This is a genomic window from Curtobacterium sp. ME26 (genome assembly GCF_903970945.1).
Taxonomy (GTDB): domain Bacteria; phylum Actinomycetota; class Actinomycetes; order Actinomycetales; family Microbacteriaceae; genus Curtobacterium; species Curtobacterium citri.
Window position 1 is genome coordinate 26294 of the sequence record NZ_CAJCKG010000008.1, and the last position, 16562, is coordinate 42855.

Sequence of the window (16562 nt, forward strand, 5' to 3'; positions counted from 1 at the left end):
AAACGGGAGGCCCGGATCACGTCCGCCGTGTGGCGGAGGTGATCCGGGCCTCCCGTTTCGTGGATGTCGCGGTGTCAGTCGAGCGTGCGCCGCACCGACGGCAGCAACTGGTGCAGCCGCTCGGCGAGGCGGTCCTGTGCCTCGTCCAGCGAGCGGAAGTCACCGACGTACGAGCCGTAGGTGTCGGACACGAAGAAGTGCGTGCCCTGCTGGTCGATCACGCCGCCGTAGTAGCCGCCGTAGTTGGCGGCCCAGAGCCCCGTGTCGGCCTCGGACCAGACGACGTGCGCCCGGGCCGGTGCGTCGGGGGACACGACGCCGGCAGCGATGCCGGTGATGACCTCGATGGTCGCCGTGTCCACGGTCACCTCGGCCTGGTGGCTGCTGGTGACGATGCTGCTCATGGTGTTGCTCCTCGTGCTGCTCTGGTACTCGGCGGTGCTGGTGGTGCCTGCGGTGCTGGTGGTGCGGGCAGTGCTGGTGGCCGTGCGGCCGGGATGGTCGTCGGGCACTACGCGACCGGACGGATGACGGACGGCAGCATCACGTGGAGCTGGTCCGAGAGCTTGGCCTGGGCCTCCTCGAGGGTGGCGAAGTCGCCGACCACGAGGCCGAAGGTGTCGGAGGCGACGTAGCGGCCGTCGCGCTTGTCGACGCTGCCGCCGAAGTAGCCGCCGTAGTTGGCGATCCACTCGCCGTCGTCCTCCTGCGTCCACGTGGTCTTGGCACGTGCTGCGCGGCCGGACTGCTCGGCTTCTGCCTCGAGGATCGCGATGACGTCGACCGTCTCGGTGTCGAGGGTGACCTCGCGGGTGTCGGTGGTGACCGTGGTGCTCATGTCGCTCTCCTTCGCGATCCGGGGTACAGCTGCTGACGAGACGAATCTACGAGAGCGTCCCCCGACCGCGCCACCGATGCCCGTCGATTCACGGTTTCCGTGCATACGGATCGGGGTACACCCCCGGAAACCCGGGGGTACGCGACTTCAGAACGGGGTACAGGGGTACGAACGGGGTACTCGTTTCGTGGATGAACTGTTCCGTCGCGTCCTGCGGGCACTCCGGCGAACTCTCCCGGCCGGGAGGCGCGCCCCGCTAGCGTCGGTTCCCGTGACCACCGCGACCAGGACCGCGATCGTGCGGATCGTGCTGTCCGTCGCGGTCGTGATGGTGGTCGCGGTGCTCCTGGTGCCCGGCCTGGCGGACCGGCTGCGGTCCGGCGTGGTGGCCGGGGTGGGCGCGCTGCGCGCGCTCGGACACGGCACGCTCGCGCTCGGTGACGGGTTCGTGCTGGCGATGGGGGTGACGGTGGCGACCGCCCTGCTGCCGGTGCTGCTGGCGGGGGCGTCCCGTGCCTCCCGTCCGGATGCGATCCGACGTCGTTCCGTCGCGAGCGGTGTCGTCGTCCTCCTGCTCGCGGTGGCCGCGGCCCTGCCCGCGGCGTACCCGGGCGACCGGTTCCGCTCGGTGGCGCTCGCGGGGCTCGTCGGGGTGGGTATCGGCGCGCTCGCGGATGCGGCCTGGCACGCCCGTGCACGAGCGGCTCATGCTTCGGGGCGGACCCGGCGGGTGGCGTGGACGCTGGCGGCCGCCTACGGCCTGGTGGTGGTGCTGGTGGCGACGGCCGGGTCGCCCGTCGACGGCGGCGCGTACCCGACGCTGGTGCGGGCCATCGCGGCCGGGCAGCGCCTCGGAGCACCGGGGTGGCTCGGGTACGACGCGGTCGAGTTCACCGCGAACGTGCTCTTCTTCGTGCCGTTCGGGTTCTTCGTGCTGCTGCTCTTCGGGGCGCGGGCGTGGTGGGTCGGCATGCTCGGCGGCTTCGTGGCGAGCTGCGCGATCGAGACGGTGCAGGCGCTGTTCCTGCCGGCGCGGTTCGCATCCGTGGACGACGTGCTGGCGAACACCTCGGGGGCGGTGCTCGGGGTGCTGGTGGGGGTCGTGGTGCTCGGGCGGGCGCGACGGTCCTGAGCGGACTCGCTCCTCGTTCGCCCGGCTCCCCCAGGCGTGTGGCCGTACGGTCAGCGCATGGCCCGACCCGAACGCCGCCGGTACCGTCCGCCCTCGATGTTCCCGTGGTGGTTGTGGATCGCCGCGCCGCTCGCCGTCGTCGCCGTCGTCGCGATCGCGTTGATCGTGACCTGACGTCCCCCTTCCCCCTCGTACGACGAGAACGACCCCCGGCACCGAGGTGCCGAGGGTCGTTCTTCAGGAGTGCTGTGCTCAGGCGGCGTCGCGCTGACGACGGACCGACTTGCGGACGACCAGCAGGCCGCCACCGAGGACGAGCGCGCCACCGGCAGCCCAGAGGCCGAGGGTGGAGATGGTGCCACCGGTGAAGGCGAGCTCACCGGGGGTGCCGGTGCCACCGGTCGAGCCGACCGTGGTGCCGGTGCCGCCGGCGGCAGCCGGGACGATCGAGAAGAAGCCGGTACCGGTCTGGCCCGAGGTGGCGCCGGTCGCGGTCAGGTTGTAGGTGCCCGAGCCGCCGGCCGGGAAGGTGACGCGCACCGACAGCGAGCCGTCGGCGTTCGACGTGTAGTCCTTCGAGACCGTGGTGATCGGCAGCGCTCCGAGCGTGACGGCACCGGCACCGGTGACCTGCACGCGGACGGGCTCGTTCGGCGCGAAGACGTCCGCGGCGAAGTTGGCGGAGACGGTGCCACCGGCGACCGGGGCGCCCGTGACCGTACCGGCCGACTCCGGGGCGTACCCGGCGGCGTTGGCGGCGGTCGGGACCGCGACGAAGGCTGCGCCCGCGATGAGGGCAGCGGCGATGAGCTTCTTCATGAAGTGTTTCCCCTAGTGATCTGATCCTGCAGACCCTGAAACCCAAGGCCCGGCACCACGCCCCTGATCCCGACCACGGAGGAGCAAGCGGTCGCTATGGCGAAGTTCCCTCAATCTAGCGGGATCTCCCAGGGTGTTGCCACGATCTGTGCAACATTCGTGTGAACTTTCCTCGTCGTCGCGCCGCGCGGACAGCGTGAGGGCACCTCTGGTTCAGCTCTCGGAGTTCGCTTTTCCCTGGTGAGCGGTAGAATTCGCTCGTTCTCGGACTCGCTGAGCGCCCGCTCTGCACAGTGATCCCGTCCGTACAGGAACGGCACTGACCCCCCGGTCTGGGGTAACACGGGAACGCCCTCCGAGCCGACACGGGGTGCGTGATGAGGATGCCGGGGTGCCGCAGCCCTACACTCCGCGCTGCTCTCCGCCCCTCAGTGCCGTTCTCAGGCCCGTCAGTTCGGGATCGGAGTGGCGCAGTCGAAGGACAGGGCCTCGGCCTTCGTCTGCTGGACGCCCGGGGTCGACAGTGCCTCCACGCCCGCGCGAGCGTGGTCCGCATCACCGAGGAAGGCGACCCGGAACGTCGTGCTCTGGCCCGGCGCGAGCAGCGTCTGCAGCTGCGCGACCGGGTGGTCGCCGTCCATGACGGTCTGCACGCCGACCTGCTTGCCGTCCTGCGACGAGCCGAGGTAGATCGAGTCGGCCGGCGCGTACACCGCGACCAGCGTCTTCACCTTGCCGGGCTCGGTGCCGGCGAAGCCGCCACCGGTGACGTACTCCGGCAGACTCGTCGCCGCGTCCGCCGGCGCGGTGTTCTTGAGCGTCACCTCGATCACCGACGTCGGGCGTCCGTCCGCCCGGCAGACCGACGACCCGACCGACACCGCCTTGCTCAGGTAGTAGTCCATCTTCGACGCGGTCCCGTCGTTCAGGTAGACGCCGAACTGCCGGGTCTCGCTGCTCGCCGTCGGGAGCTCGCCCGCGAGCGGCGTGCCCGCGATCTGCTCCTGCTCGTTCTTCTCCGCGCTCCACAGACGCAGGCGCCCCTCGTCGGTCCCCTGCGTCAGCGCACCGATGAACTCCTTGGCGTCGAACGACCCGCTCGCGACCTTGTCGAAGACCGCCTTGGCCGCCGACGCGAAGAACAGGTCCTGCACCGCCGGGTCCGGGTACTTGGCGTAGACCTCGCTGAGGAGCAACGGCACGGCGTTGTCCGAGGTCAGGGTGTCCCCGGTCGGCAGCTGCACCGGTCCGGTGGCGCGCAGGAGGTAGCTCAGCGTCACCGGGTCCATCGCGAGCACGCCGTCGACCCGCTGGCCGAACTTCTGCTGCCACATCGCCTGCGCGAGCTTCGCGGACACGTCGAAGCGTGGCGTCAAGGTCACGTCCTGCATGTACCGTCCGGTGATCTCCCCGTACAGGCTGCTGGTGCCGGCGTCGAGCGGGAGCACGGACTTCGCGTAGGGGCCGAAGGTCGAGCCTGCCGCCTGGTTCTCGAGCGCGATCGACCCGTCCTGCACCTTGAGCAGGGCGACCGCCCCCGGGATGCCACCGCCGGCACGGAGCTCGGCGTTGTTCTGGAAGAGCAGCACGTAGTCGCGCTCGCCGTCGTGACCGAGCATGGCGGGAGCGATCTGCACGAAGCGGTCAGCGGTCGCCACCTGCTGGTACGCCGAGAGCACGGCGTTCCGCAACTGGTTCACCGCCGACGTGATCGGCGAGAGCGTGTCGCTCGTGTCGATCGCCTGCACGTCCCGGTCCGCCCGCTGCAGCGTCGTCGCTGCCTGCGCCACCGCGGGCTGCGCCTTGACGAGCGGCTCGAGGTCGACCTTGCCGTCCTTCGGCGCGAAGGACTCGGCGCTGAGACCACCGATCGCCCCGGCGACCGGACTGACCGCGCCCGTCGCGATGTCGTCCGCTACCACGGAGATCTGCCGGACGGCGCGGAGGTTGGTGCCGAAGAACGGCACGTGCTGCGCGGCACTCCAGACTGGGTCGCCGGTGAGCGACCGCGCGGACGCGGCTTCGTCCTCCAGGCGCTGCGCCGTCCGCTGCGCTGCCGTCGTGTCCGCGTCGCCGAGCTGCGAACGGAGCGTGCTCACGTCGGCCACCGCACGCTCGAGGTGCCCGCGAGCGAGCACACCACGCGCGCCGACCCACACGACGGCGAAGATCAGCAGGAGGACGACGGCCAGGACGACCCACAGGACGACGCGGGCCCTGGACCCCCGGGGTGCTGCAGTGCGTCGCGACTCGGGCTGGTCGGACATGAGGGCAATCTTACGGTCCCTCATGTCCAATCAGCATCACTGGCGGATCGAGTCCACGTGCTCGCGGTACCACTCGATCGTGCTGCGGAGGCCGTCCTCGAGACCGATCTGCGCGGTCCATCCCGCATCGGCGAGCTTCGACACGTCGAGGAGCTTCTGCGGCGTCCCATCAGGCTTCGAAGTGTCCCAGATGGTCTCACCCTCGAACCCGACGACCTTCGCGATCGTCTCGGCGATCTCGCGGATCGTGACGTCCGAGCCGGTACCCACGTTGACCTGGTCCGGACCGTCGTAGTGCTCGATCAAGTGGAAGACCGCGGCCGCCATGTCGTCGACGTGCAGGAACTCGCGACGCGGCAAACCGGTTCCCCAGTTCTCCACGCGATCGACGCCCTGCTGCACCGCCTCGTCGTACCGACGGATGAACGCCGGCAGCACGTGCGACCCCTTCGGCGAGAAGTTGTCGCCGGGGCCGTACAGGTTCGTCGGCATCGCCGAGATCCAGGGCAGCCCGTGCTGCCGGCGGACCGCCTGGACCTGCAGGATGCCGGCGATCTTCGCGATCGCGTACGCGTCGTTGGTCGGCTCGAGGTGACCGGTGAGGAGCGAGTCCTCGTGGATCGGCTGCTCGGCCAGCTTCGGGTAGATGCAGGACGACCCGAGGAACACCAGGCGCTCCACGCCGTGCGCGACCGCAGCGTCCATCACGTTCACCTGGATCTGCAGGTTATCGCTGAGGAAGTCGTGCGGGTACGTGTCGTTCGCCAGGATGCCGCCGACCTTCGCCGCCGCGAGGACGACGTGCTTCGGCCGCTCCTGCGCGAAGAAGTCGAAGACCGCGCCGCGGTCCTTCAGGTCGAGTTCCGACGAGGTCCGTCCGACCAGGTCGGTGAAGCCCTCTGCCTCGAACTTCCGCTGCACGGCCGAGCCGACCAACCCGCGGTGGCCGGCGATGTAGACCCGGTCGTCGCGATCGAGCGGCGCGGGGGTGAAGTCGACGGCCATCAGGACTCCCAGCTCGCGAGCTTGACCGTGTCGATCCACGGCCGGCCCTCGTACTCGAGCGCCTCGACGTCCGCGTCGACCATGATGCGGGCGAGTTCCGCGGTGTCGACCGTGGCCTCCCACCCGAGCTTCTCCTTGGCCTTCGACGCGTCGCCGACGAGCGCGTCTACCTCGCTCGGACGCAGGTACCGCTCGTCGAACCGCACGTGGTCCTCCCAGTTCAGACCCACGTGCGAGAACGCCGTTTCGAGGAAGTCACGCACCGTGAAGTTCCCGCCGGTCGCCAGGACGAAGTCGTCGGGCTCGTCGGCCTGCAGCATCCGCCACATGCCCTCGACGTACTCCGCGGCGTAGCCCCAGTCGCGCACCGAGTCGAGGTTGCCGAGGTACACGTGGTCCTCGAGGCCCGCCTTGATGCGAGCGACCGCACGGGTGATCTTGCGCGTGACGAACGTCTCTCCGCGGCGGGGAGACTCGTGATTGAACAGGATCCCGTTCACGGCGAACATGTCGTACGCCTCGCGGTAGTTCCGCGTGACCCAGTAGCTGTAGACCTTCGCGGCGCCGTAGGGCGAGCGCGGCCAGAACGGGGTCTCTTCGTTCTGCGGCGGCGGGGTTGCGCCGAACATCTCGGACGACGACGCCTGGTAGAAGCGCGTGTGGATGCCCGACATGCGGACAGCCTCGAGCATGCGCATCGAGCCGACACCGGTGACGTCACCAGTGTGCTCGGGCTCGTCGAAGGACACACGCACGTGCGACTGCGCGGCGAGGTTGTAGACCTCGTCCGGCTTCAGCTCCCCCAGGAGGCTGACCAACCGAGCTCCGTCACCGAGGTCGCCGTAGTGCAGGAAGAGCTTCGCGTCCGGGTTGTGCGGGTCGACGTACAGGTGGTCGATCCGCGAGGTGTTAAAGGTCGACGCGCGACGGATGACCCCGTGCACCTCGTACCCCTTGCGGAGGAGCAGCTCGGCCAGGTACGACCCGTCCTGTCCGGTGATCCCCGTGATCAAGGCTTTCTTGGGCAACTGGTTTCCGTCCTCACGTCGTTTCAATTCGACCGGGCAGCCGTGAGCCGCTCAGTCTTGATCTTGCTGCGGAGACCGGTGCTCGGCCCGGTCACGATCTTGCGGATGAAGAACTTGTCGGAGGTCGCTACTTCCAGCCAATCCTTCTCGGTGAACACCCGGATGAGAGTCGGATCGATGAGGTGGAGATTGGCGTAGCGCCAGTTCCCCGGGCCCACGTAGTCCTCGAATCCACTCGCCGGCGTCGCTGAAGCGAAGCGGGTGCGCATGATCAGGGACTGGTAGAACTTCTCCTCCGGGCAGAATATCGCCGCGAAGTAGCGTTCCACCTCCGGTGTCACCAGCGCTTCCATCTCGCGGAGACACGCCGCTGTCACCGCGAAGTGCGTCCCGCCGTGACCGATACGAAGCCCGTTCGGAGGAACCGGGGAGCGCTTCGTGCTCAGGGGGCCGTCGAGGAGTCGGATGATGCCGTTGCGAGCCTTGCGGAGGACTCGGTTGCCGGTCCGGGTCGACAGGAAACGCATGTCGCGGTGATGCCGTCGGTCGACCTGTCTGCGGTACTTCTCTTCGCTCGTGGAGATCTCGAACGCGCGGATGAACTGCGACCCCTGGTGCTCCTCGAGGTGGGCGACCAAGTCGTCGACTGCTCGGAGCGGGTAGTCCGAGCCGGAGAGCAGGACGAGGTAGTCGTCGTCGTTCGCGAACTCGAGTCCCTTCCGCACGAGGGCTCGGATTGCGCGGACCTGCGAGTAGCCGCCCCAATTGACCTGAACTCGGTCCTGCAGCATCCGGACGTTCGTGCAGTGCCCGACCGCGGCGGCGAACGGGGAAACATCGACCTTTGCGTCGACGTGGACGATCACTTCGTACGGTGCCAGCGCTTCGACGAGTTCCCGCAGGTGCGCGGCGTCCTGGAACGTGTAGACGAGGAAGATCGGTTGCACGGCCGCCCCTTCGTTGTTCAGGGGTCCGGACCGCAACACCCGCCCCCCTTGGCCCCTGATCGGCTGAATCTACCTTACGAGCGCCAGCGTGGTCAGCCGAATCGAGCCCGCTTGCGTCCTAGGGAGGTTTCGAGCCTCACGACAGCCTCTCGCCGCCTCCCCTGAGGATCCCGCGGCGACGGAGGACCTCCAGTGGAGGGAAGGATCGACGCGTCGCCCCCACCCACACGACGAGGACGGCTAGGCCGACGAGGCCTGCGGCCACCCGGACCGGCCCGAAGCCGAAGTCGTGGAAGAGCACCACGAGTGAGCCGTAGAGCACCAGGGCGAACACCGCTGGCTGCGCGTACCCGAGGGCGAGTTGCCGGAGGCCGAGCGCACGGACTCGGTGTGCCTGGAGGATGTGCACCATGTGCCGACCGATCATCGCCGCAATGAGTGCGAGGAGGGCGAAGACGTACTGCTGATGGACCACGACCATCGCGACACCGACAGCGCTGAGGACGAAAGCGACGGCTTCGGACAGCCAGATCGCCTTGAAGAGCGCGGCGGCTTCAAGGGCACCGGCCAAGAGGATCATCAGCGGCTGCACGGCACCCAGCACTGCGAGCAGCGGCAGGATCTGGCCGGCAAGTCCCCAACCCGGCCCGAGCGCGAGGCGGACGACTTCCGGCCCCACGCCGGCGATCACGGCGCCGAGGGGCAGGGTGAGCCATGCGACGAGGGTCAGCATGTCCAGCCATGCGGCTCTCGCGGCGGACGTGCCCACCTCGTAGCGACGGAACTCCGGGTAGATCACCTGCATCAGCGCGTTCTGCAGCTGCGAGAACGGGATCGTCGACAGGACGTCAGCCCGGTTCCATGCGCCGAGCACGCCGGCTCCGACGAACTGGCTGACGCTCCATCGTGGGGCGTTGCCGGAGACGTACTGGAACACGGACACCACGACGAGCTTCGTGCTGAACCGGACGTTGTCCGACCGGAGGGCGAGCCGGCCGGGGAGCAGACCACCGCGGAGTCGGGTAATCGCCCAGACCAACGACCCCCACTGCCCGACGATCGCCGAGACGGCCAGGGACTCGGGGCTGCGAAGGACGAGTACTGCAGCCGCACCGACGATCATCCCGACGACGTTGGCGGCGAAGGTGGCGATCGCCATCTGGCGGAAGACCCCTTGACGGCGCAGCAGGCCGGTACTCAAGCTGAGGAACGGCATCACAAGCGCACTCGCTGCGAGGAGTCGCACAGCGCCGGAGGCCTGCGGTGCGCCCCAGAATGCACTCCAGAGATCGGCCGTGGCCAGGGTGAAGAGCGCCGCGGCCACTCCCAGGAGCAACGCGTAGGTGGCAAGAGGTCGTGTCGATGACCGCTCCGCGTCCGGCGCTCGAGCAGCCGTCTGCGACAGACCACCGGATCCCAGCAGGTTGACCAGCGCCGCGATCGACAGCGCGACGCTGTACGCGCCGAAGACCCCGGGTTCGGCGAGCCGTGACGTCAGCGCTGCGTACGCGAGTTGCACAACGACGGTCAGGAGTTGCAGCCCGTACACCCACGAGGCCCCGGCCATGAGGCGCCGACCGTTCGATGTCACGGAGCGGCACCGGAGATCAGGTCGTCGAGTCGGGCGACGTCTAGGCCTTGGCCCTCCTTGTACGCCAACCACCGACCCATGTCCGGGATGTGATGCCACCAGGGGACGCGGGCGATCACGGGGGCTCTCGACACGAGCGCGGCGAGGAACCCGAAGGAACTCGGAGCCGCCACGACGACCCGTGCGGCCGCGATCTCAACGAAGTCCTGGTCTCGCTCGCCGCCGTCGGAGATCGTGACCCCGATGTCGTTCAGGTCACGCAGGTCTGCTGCATCGCCCGAGGTGAAGAGCCTGACCGGCATGCGCGCGAGCGCGGGAACGGTCCTGATCTCGGCGATCAGCCGTTGGTAGTAAGCGAGACCGATCCAGCGATCAGGATGCGATTCCGGCCCGATGTCTCCACGTCGTGCGTGGACCGCGATGTAGTCCGCATTTGCCTCGATCTGCCTGAACTGTTCACCGAGGTACCCACCGAGGAGGGCTCGACGCAGCGGCTCGGCCGCCGGCGTCTGGTCCCAGCGACGCTGGTCCACCGCCAATCGTCCGACCCACGGTCGGCTGGAGCGGGAGGCGGCCCGACTCGTCGCCCGCTGGAGCGCAGGAAGAGCCCAGTCCTCGTACTCGAACCCAGTCGCTGCGATGCGGCGCTCGACCACAGTTCCAGAGGATGCACCGGCCGTCGACCGTGCCAGGTCAAAGAGCCCCTTCGTGTCCTTCGTCACGTCTCCACCGAGGTAGGGCACTCCAAGGTCCGCGGACCACAGGTAGCCGGCGATCCAGGTTGACAGCTGATGTCCGAGATCCGGGTACGGGTCCACACGGACCCGGAGTCCGAGCAGGTTCCGCGGCGGCACCCATCGGTCGGGTGGCGTCGCACGACCACTGCTGCGCTGCAGGTCTCGCGCGTTCATGCCCCGTTCGAACCGGAGGGATGCGCGCAGCGGAAGCGTCCTGATCGGCCCGATCCTCATGTGCGACCACCCCGCTCAGCGGCCCACACGGACCGAGCATCAGCCGGATCAATCCATTGCTTGCGCCAGTTCATCATCTGGACCATGAGGTCGTCCTGTCGGAAGTGCTCCGCTGCGAACTCACGCCCGGCTGCGATGGCCCCGAGGCGGTCTTCCGTCGTGGTGTCGGCCAGTACACGCTCGATGGAATCGACGAGCTCCTCAGGAGTCCGACCGCGCACAAGGAAACGGCGGGTTTGCGCTGGGAAGAGCTGGTCGTAGCCGGGGTGGTCGGTCGTTGCGTGGATGGATCCGGCGGCGAGCGAGATCGGCAACCGGTTGGAGAAATACGACGCTTCGGATGCGAAGTGGTCCCAGTTCGCACTGACCCAGCCCGAAGTGATCGCTTCGTCCTGTGCTTCGAAGGGCACGGGCCCCTTCGCTGTCGGGCCGTCCCAGCCTCTTCCGTACACAGCCAGCCGTTCTCCGAAGTGCTGCTGCATCAGTTCGACGAACCGGATCCGCTCGCGCCAGTCCGGCAGTCCCCTGAACCGAGGTCGGTTCCGGTTTGCGACGATGACGACGTCGTGAGGACGTTCCTGGCGAACGGGACGGTCGAAGTTCGAGGTCCTGGTCGGTTCGTAGGCCGACGGGATCCAGCGGACGTTCGTGCTCCCCGCTCGCCGGAAGTTGTCGCTGAACATGCCGCTGCCGACCGTGAAGACGACGTCCGCAACCCGTGCTGCAGCCCGCGCCTCGGGTGGGATGGGATGAAGGTGCCTCGAGTAGGGGTCCGCCTCGTGGTAGATGAAGTCCCGCGGGCAGGCCTGACGCAGCGATGCGAAGTGGTGTCGCCGCAGGCCGGTGTGGCCGAGGTGCTGCATGAGCAGGATGTCGGGCTGGAAGTCCGTCACGCGTCGGACGAGCTCCTTCCGATGGGCCTCGGCGTCGCCACCGTTCCGGATCGCGTCGAGAACGCTGAAGGTCCCGAGCTCGGCGACCTGACCGGCTCGTACCAGCGACTCCAACGGGTCACGGAAACCGAGCTGGCGGAAGCCCCCGAACTCGTTCGGCACGTAGAAGATCCGTGGGGAGGCGTCAGCCATCAGCCCCACCCATAAAGGGATGCTCGGCGAGCCGGACGCCCCGGCGGCGCAACTCGTCCCAGTGCAAGATCAGTTCTCCTTCGTCGAACCGCGGTCCGAGCGCTCGCGCCGGGTTCCCCGCGACGACGGTGTTCGGCGGCACGTCCCGAGTCACGACCGAACCAGCCGCGATGACCGAACTGTCGCCGACGGACACTCCGGACAGCACGATCGCGCCGAATCCGATCCAGACGTCACTGCCGATCATGGTGGCGGCGCTCAGGGCGGGGGTGTCTCCAACCCAGGGCGTCGCAGTGATCGGCACACCCACGACTGACATGTCGTGATCGCGTCGGCCGACGATCGCCGCTCGGTTCGCGATCAGGACACCGTCCCCGATGCTGCCGTCGACCTCGATGCGCACGTCTGAGCCGAGGTGGACGTCCGAGCCGATCGTCAGGGCTTTCGGAGCCCAGAGCCGCACCCGTGCGCCGAAGCGCAGGTCCTCTTCACAGGAGACGGTGTTCGGGAGGGAACTGAACCAACGCCGCCGTCTGGTCGATACAAGTGTCCGTCGGATCACTGCGCAGCCCTTCTTCGTCGAGTGGTGACGGCTCGGTAGACCTCGGCGTACTCGGATGTTCCCCTGGCCGCGCGGAAGTCGATCGTCGGAGCGCTTCCCGCCCCCGCTGACTCGCGGAGCCGTTCGGTCCACTCTGCCGGTTCCCGGCTCCCGAGCGCCGCGACGCTTCCCTGCCCGGCAGCCCACCGGAGTCCTGGGACGTCGGACACGACGGCGGGGAGGCCGACGACCAACGCTTCGGCGAGCGCGACCGGCATGCCCTCGTGACGGCTCGGCATCGCGAACACTCGTCCGGCGAGGAGTGCCGCTGCCGGATCGCCGACCCCACGACGGGCCAGGAGGCCCACCTGGTCGAGTCGCTCGAGGAGCTCCCGTTCCGCTGGTGACGCGTCGTCCTCGGAACCCACGTGCACGACGCTGAGGTTGCCGAGGAGCGCGGCCTCGAGGACGACTTCGTGGCTCTTGATCTTCGAGCAGTTCCCGACGATCACGATCGGAGCCGTGGACGGCACCGTCGCCTGCGCACGCTGTGCGGCGAGCTCGAAGAAGCGGTCTTCCACCCAGTTGTAGATTACTCGGACTCGGCGCCCGAAACGCGCTTCGTTCGCCGCCACGTCCGGGCTCGGCGCGATCAGCGCATCGACCAGACGATCGGCGATGAGCCCTTGCGCGGCACGCCGGAGGAACCATCGGCCGCGCGCGTCGAACACGTTGTGGATGGTCCGCACGACCGGCAGGCGGCTGTTCGACCTGCGGACCGCGAGCACGGTCTGCAGATATCGGCCTTCCGTGTGGATGTGCACGACGTGGGGGTCCACCTCGGCGAGGAGACGGTGCAGGACCTGTCGCCCCGCCGGGGTGTGCAACGCGCTGTCGGTGGTGTGCACGGAGTAGCCCGAATCTCTGATGGCACGCTCGAAGGGATGGTCGCGGCCAACGCCGAAGACATGGCCTTCGACGCCTGCCGAGTCGAAGCCGCTGGCCCCAGAGACGAGCATCCGTTCCATGCCGCTCGGCCGGAGTTCGCCGAGGACGTGCAGGACTCGTATCCCGGGCGTCATCCGTGCACCGGGAGGCGAAGGGAGCGGCCGTCCACGCGCGTCCTCGTCGAGATCGCCTCTGGGAAGTCGCGATCCAGGAACGCCAGTGCAAGCGGCAGACAAGTCCACCACTGCCACGAGTACGTCCATCCGTAGACCAGGAAGCACACGAGCACGCCGGTCACGAAGACGTCTCGGTTGGCCCGCAACCCGGTGAAGAAGCGTGGCAGGAAGATGATCAGCATCGCGCCGAGACCGACGAGCCCTTCTCGTAGGTACACCGTGACGTACCAGTTGTGCGGAGCGAAGACCACCCACCGGCCGACGCCCTCGAACCTGCCGTAACCATGGCCGAAGGGTGCTCCGAAGAGGACGGTCATCACGCCTTCACCCACCGATTGCACGATGAGGCCGATCCAACTCGTGAGACGGGCCGAGTACGTCCCCGTGTTCGATGCCGATCCGGCGAACTCGGCGACGATGCCACTCGACGACGACTGCGCTGCCGACACCAGGATTCCTCCGATCAGCAGCGTTCCGAAGAGCAGCACGAGCGTCTGACGAAGTGCACGCGGTCCACGCACGAACAGCAAGAAGGCGACCGCGAGGGCGGTGAGCCAGACCGTTCGTTGCTGGCTGACGATCACGAACACCATGAAGAGACCGAACAGCCAGACCCAGCGCGTCCGGGCGTCGCGCTGCCAGACCCGGAGAGCAAGGACCGCACAGATCGTGAGGAGCAGCGCCTGCCCCGACACCAACGGGCGCCCAGTCTGGCTGAGTTCTCCGCTGACGAGCACGAAGTCCGCGGTCCCACCCAGCCCGTACCGCGCGACGTGGTAAACGCCCACGACGCACAATCCGATGCCCTGGACGATGACGAAGAACTTCTCCGCGTAGACGATCTCGGCTTCTGGCCATGGACGGGTCACCGCCCAGAACAGGATACCGAGCACGTACAGGAACCCACGGGCTTCATTGACGGCTACGCCGAGCCCAAAGGTCGCGATGCCCTGCACGAGCGAGAGCGCGAGCACAGCAACGAGCGCTGCGACCGCGATGACTCCGACCGGCCGGAAGCGCCGGACCACAGCTCGAGCGTCGAGCAGTCCTGCGGCGATCAAGCTCACTGCGAGCCCGTCACCGAGCGTGATGGTCGTCCCGCCGAAGGTGCCGATCGTCCCGAAGTTCGGGTACTCCCAGGCGGTCACGGCATACAGGGACACGATCCAGTACACGACGCGCGGCTGCATCCGGACGAGCCCGACCGCCAAGACCAGGAAGATGGCCGCGACGACGAGGAACAGCAGGGTGGTCATCGGCGTCTCCCTCTACTCATCACGGCGCGACGAATGGCACGAATCCACCAGAGCGCGTAGGACGCGCCGTAGAAGAACCACCAGGACCGCGGGTTGTGCCGACGAAGGTACCGGCGGAGCGAACGAGGATTGCCGGCCCCCTTCTGCCCGGTGTACGAACGCCAGGCAGCGACGATGGACGGGTGTGACACGGGAAGGTTCCGGCTGCAGTACCCCGCCGTCCCCCCGATCACCAAGATGGGAACGCTCTTTGCGGTCGCGCGCATCCCGTAGTCGACATCCGCGTACGCGTGGCTGAAACCTCCGTCGATCGGACCTACCGTGCGAGCGACGTGGACGGGCATGAGCACGATGTTGCCGTTGAAGGCATCGACCCGCTCGGCTGCGCCGGCATCTTCTGGCGGTGAGACGAGTGCGAACGCCAACGGGTGGGGGCCCTCGCGTCGGAGTCCGCCGTACGTCAGCGCGCCCGACGCGGGGTCCACGGTGCTTCCGACGAGGATCCCCGCCTTCAGCTGCGGTGCCGCTTCGAACAGGGAGCGGAGAGCAGAGCGCTCGAGCAGGACGTCGTCGTTGAACCAGAGCAACCAATCGTCGTCCCGAACATCGTCACGAGCCAGCACCGCGGCCTCTGCCGTAGCCATGGACAGGGCCCAAAACGCTGAACCGTCGCCCCTCAGGACCGTCAACCGATCTACGACGGCGGTCACCCGCGCGATCGTGTCATCCGACGATCCGTCGTCGAACAACGTCACGTCGTACTCGACGCCCGCCTCGGAGATCGCCTCGTGGAGCGACCGTAGCGCGGACGCCGTGGTGTCGGCCCGGTTGTGGCTCGCCACGATCACGTGCAACTCACTCATCGTCGTCCTCGATCGCTGCGTTCAGACCGTCCTGGAAATGATGGGCCATTCTCTCGACGGAGTACTCCTCGGACACTCGGTGGCAACGCTCTTGCATGGTCACGAGCTCCTGCCGGTCGCGAATGAGCCGCACGACCGACCGCGCAGCGTCCTCGACGCCACCGGCCACGACGCAGGTCCGGCCGGGCTCGAGGTATGCGAACTCCGGGCCGTGGAGCGACGAGGCGAGTGTGACGATGGGTCGACCTGCGACGAGGCTGTCGAGCGCGACCAGTCCGACACGTCCGGGCAGCAGGAGCAGGTCGCTCTCGCGTAGCAGCACCGCCTTCGCTGCTCCGGCCACCGCACCGCGGTAGTCGAGCCACGCGAAACGGGCAGCCGCGGACTCGACCGCGGGGCGAAGCTGTCCGTCACCGCCGACCACGAGGCGGAAGTCCGGATCCGCCAAGTGCGCTGTCTCTCCGATCGCGAGCAGCTCGACGATCTTCTTGCTGTCGTCGAGGCCGCCGATGAAGGCCACCTGGCCCTCTGCATTCGTCGCATCGACGGTCGCGAGCTCCTCGCGGAGCTGCCGGACGTCGGTGCTGTTGTGCAGGACGGTGGTTCGCTGTGGGTCCCGGCCGATCGCGGCAGCCCACTCGGCACCTGCTGGCGTGTAGGCGAAGAACCATGCGGCCTTCCGCGTGATCAGGCGGCTGTACAACCGCTCGAAGCGCGACGGGACCTTGACGACATCGGCACCGTGGCCCCACAACGCTGTCTTCCGGGCTGTCCGGTTCCAGAGCAACAGCAGCGGGAGATCGAGGTTCCGTCGAGCTTGCTCCACGACGATCAGGTCCGCTCGCCACACATCGCGCGGCAGAAGGCGGAAGGTAAGCCGTTTCCCGAACAGCCGGAGCTCCCGCTGGCGGATTCTCCGCAGCCACGGCCGCTCCTGCACGCCGTCCCGTCGCTGAGCGAGCGCGCCAGCCGGGTGCCCGGCGAAGACGGTGAGCTCGTCGCCCGTTTCCGACAGCGCCTCGGCCAACCGGTCGAACAACGCTGCGCGGTACTCGGGGACGTACTCCTGCACGATCGCGAACATTCGTCCTGCCA

At 68.1% G+C, this 16562-nt stretch carries 17 protein-coding genes; 2 read left to right on the plus strand and 15 right to left on the minus strand.

Annotated elements, in window-relative coordinates; genetic code table 11:
• Positions 1 to 74: 74 nt before the first annotated feature.
• On the minus strand, positions 75 to 404 hold the full coding sequence (locus H7A69_RS04940) for a hypothetical protein (RefSeq protein WP_182046047.1): 330 nt from the start codon (positions 402 to 404) through the stop codon (positions 75 to 77).
• Here H7A69_RS04940 and H7A69_RS17395 point away from each other — a divergent pair.
• The gene (locus H7A69_RS17395) at positions 403 to 531 is read left to right on the plus strand and encodes a hypothetical protein (RefSeq protein WP_259346089.1); all 129 of its coding nucleotides are present in this window, start codon (positions 403 to 405) and stop codon (positions 529 to 531) included. The genes H7A69_RS04940 and H7A69_RS17395 overlap by 2 nt on opposite strands.
• Here the strand turns inward: H7A69_RS17395 and H7A69_RS04945 are convergent.
• Complete coding sequence (locus H7A69_RS04945) at positions 512 to 838, minus strand: hypothetical protein (RefSeq protein WP_069712411.1); 327 nt, start codon at positions 836 to 838, stop codon at positions 512 to 514. The genes H7A69_RS17395 and H7A69_RS04945 overlap by 20 nt on opposite strands.
• 271 nt (positions 839 to 1109) lie before the next feature.
• On the opposite strand from H7A69_RS04945, the gene H7A69_RS04950 reads away from it, so the two are divergent.
• The gene (locus H7A69_RS04950; protein WP_182046048.1) at positions 1110 to 1970 is read left to right on the plus strand and encodes a VanZ family protein; all 861 of its coding nucleotides are present in this window, start codon (positions 1110 to 1112) and stop codon (positions 1968 to 1970) included.
• 252 nt (positions 1971 to 2222) lie between these two features.
• Here H7A69_RS04950 and H7A69_RS04955 read toward each other — a convergent pair whose 3' ends face one another.
• The 13 genes from H7A69_RS04955 to H7A69_RS05010 all read right to left on the minus strand — a co-directional run bounded on the left by H7A69_RS04955 (position 2223) and on the right by H7A69_RS05010 (position 16551).
• Complete coding sequence (locus tag H7A69_RS04955; protein ID WP_069712410.1) at positions 2223 to 2789, minus strand: hypothetical protein; 567 nt, start codon at positions 2787 to 2789, stop codon at positions 2223 to 2225.
• A gap of 449 nt (positions 2790 to 3238) precedes the next feature.
• A complete protein-coding gene (locus tag H7A69_RS04960; protein ID WP_182046049.1) occupies positions 3239 to 5056 on the minus strand; it encodes a DUF4012 domain-containing protein in 1818 nt (605 codons plus the stop codon).
• Positions 5057 to 5092: 36 nt separating this feature from the next.
• On the minus strand, positions 5093 to 6061 hold the full coding sequence (locus H7A69_RS04965) for a GDP-L-fucose synthase family protein (protein WP_182046050.1): 969 nt from the start codon (positions 6059 to 6061) through the stop codon (positions 5093 to 5095).
• Positions 6061 to 7089 (minus strand): GDP-mannose 4,6-dehydratase, encoded by a 1029-nt coding sequence (gene gmd, locus H7A69_RS04970; RefSeq protein WP_182046051.1) that lies wholly within the window; start codon positions 7087 to 7089, stop codon positions 6061 to 6063. Before gmd ends, H7A69_RS04965 begins: the two co-directional genes overlap by 1 nt.
• 23 nt (positions 7090 to 7112) lie before the next feature.
• Positions 7113 to 8036, minus strand: a complete 924-nt coding sequence (locus tag H7A69_RS04975) for a beta-1,6-N-acetylglucosaminyltransferase (protein ID WP_182046052.1) — start codon at positions 8034 to 8036, stop codon at positions 7113 to 7115.
• A 136-nt stretch (positions 8037 to 8172) separates the two neighbouring features.
• Positions 8173 to 9627, minus strand: a complete 1455-nt coding sequence (locus H7A69_RS04980) for an oligosaccharide flippase family protein (protein ID WP_182046053.1) — start codon at positions 9625 to 9627, stop codon at positions 8173 to 8175.
• A complete protein-coding gene (locus H7A69_RS04985) occupies positions 9624 to 10349 on the minus strand; it encodes a hypothetical protein (RefSeq protein ID WP_182046054.1) in 726 nt (241 codons plus the stop codon). The genes H7A69_RS04980 and H7A69_RS04985 overlap by 4 nt, the downstream gene beginning before the upstream one ends.
• 245 nt (positions 10350 to 10594) lie before the next feature.
• Positions 10595 to 11683 carry a glycosyltransferase gene (locus H7A69_RS04990; RefSeq protein WP_182046055.1) on the minus strand — a complete coding sequence of 363 codons (1089 nt, stop codon included), beginning with the start codon at positions 11681 to 11683 and terminating at the stop codon, positions 10595 to 10597.
• Positions 11676 to 12086 (minus strand): DapH/DapD/GlmU-related protein, encoded by a 411-nt coding sequence (locus H7A69_RS17605; RefSeq protein ID WP_310648878.1) that lies wholly within the window; start codon positions 12084 to 12086, stop codon positions 11676 to 11678. The genes H7A69_RS04990 and H7A69_RS17605 overlap by 8 nt, the downstream gene beginning before the upstream one ends.
• Before the next feature lie 155 nt (positions 12087 to 12241).
• On the minus strand, positions 12242 to 13417 hold the full coding sequence (locus H7A69_RS05000; RefSeq protein WP_259346096.1) for a glycosyltransferase: 1176 nt from the start codon (positions 13415 to 13417) through the stop codon (positions 12242 to 12244).
• The gene (locus H7A69_RS17405) at positions 13303 to 14604 is read right to left on the minus strand and encodes an O-antigen ligase family protein (protein ID WP_259346090.1); all 1302 of its coding nucleotides are present in this window, start codon (positions 14602 to 14604) and stop codon (positions 13303 to 13305) included. Before H7A69_RS17405 ends, H7A69_RS05000 begins: the two co-directional genes overlap by 115 nt.
• Positions 14601 to 15467: a glycosyltransferase family 2 protein gene (locus tag H7A69_RS05005; protein WP_182046057.1), complete on the minus strand. Its 867-nt coding sequence runs from the start codon at positions 15465 to 15467 to the stop codon at positions 14601 to 14603. The genes H7A69_RS17405 and H7A69_RS05005 overlap by 4 nt, the downstream gene beginning before the upstream one ends.
• Entirely contained in the window at positions 15460 to 16551 is a 1092-nt protein-coding gene (locus tag H7A69_RS05010; RefSeq protein WP_182046058.1) for a glycosyltransferase, read from the minus strand. The genes H7A69_RS05005 and H7A69_RS05010 overlap by 8 nt, the downstream gene beginning before the upstream one ends.
• Positions 16552 to 16562 lie beyond the last annotated feature (11 nt).

Bases quoted from the DNA above. Each gene is read 5' to 3' on its own strand.
- H7A69_RS17395 (WP_259346089.1), top strand. From the start codon at position 403: ATGGTGTTGCTCCTCGTGCTGCTCTGGTACTCGGCGGTGCTGGTGGTG.
- H7A69_RS04940 (WP_182046047.1), bottom strand. From the start codon at position 404: ATGAGCAGCATCGTCACCAGCAGCCACCAGGCCGAGGTGACCGTGGAC.
- H7A69_RS04945 (WP_069712411.1), bottom strand. From the start codon at position 838: ATGAGCACCACGGTCACCACCGACACCCGCGAGGTCACCCTCGACACC.
- H7A69_RS04955 (WP_069712410.1), bottom strand. From the start codon at position 2,789: ATGAAGAAGCTCATCGCCGCTGCCCTCATCGCGGGCGCAGCCTTCGTC.
- H7A69_RS04960 (WP_182046049.1), bottom strand. From the start codon at position 5,056: ATGTCCGACCAGCCCGAGTCGCGACGCACTGCAGCACCCCGGGGGTCC.
- H7A69_RS04965 (WP_182046050.1), bottom strand. From the start codon at position 6,061: ATGGCCGTCGACTTCACCCCCGCGCCGCTCGATCGCGACGACCGGGTC.
- H7A69_RS04990 (WP_182046055.1), bottom strand. From the start codon at position 11,683: ATGGCTGACGCCTCCCCACGGATCTTCTACGTGCCGAACGAGTTCGGG.
- H7A69_RS17405 (WP_259346090.1), bottom strand. From the start codon at position 14,604: ATGACCACCCTGCTGTTCCTCGTCGTCGCGGCCATCTTCCTGGTCTTG.
- H7A69_RS05005 (WP_182046057.1), bottom strand. From the start codon at position 15,467: ATGAGTGAGTTGCACGTGATCGTGGCGAGCCACAACCGGGCCGACACC.
- H7A69_RS05010 (WP_182046058.1), bottom strand. From the start codon at position 16,551: ATGTTCGCGATCGTGCAGGAGTACGTCCCCGAGTACCGCGCAGCGTTG.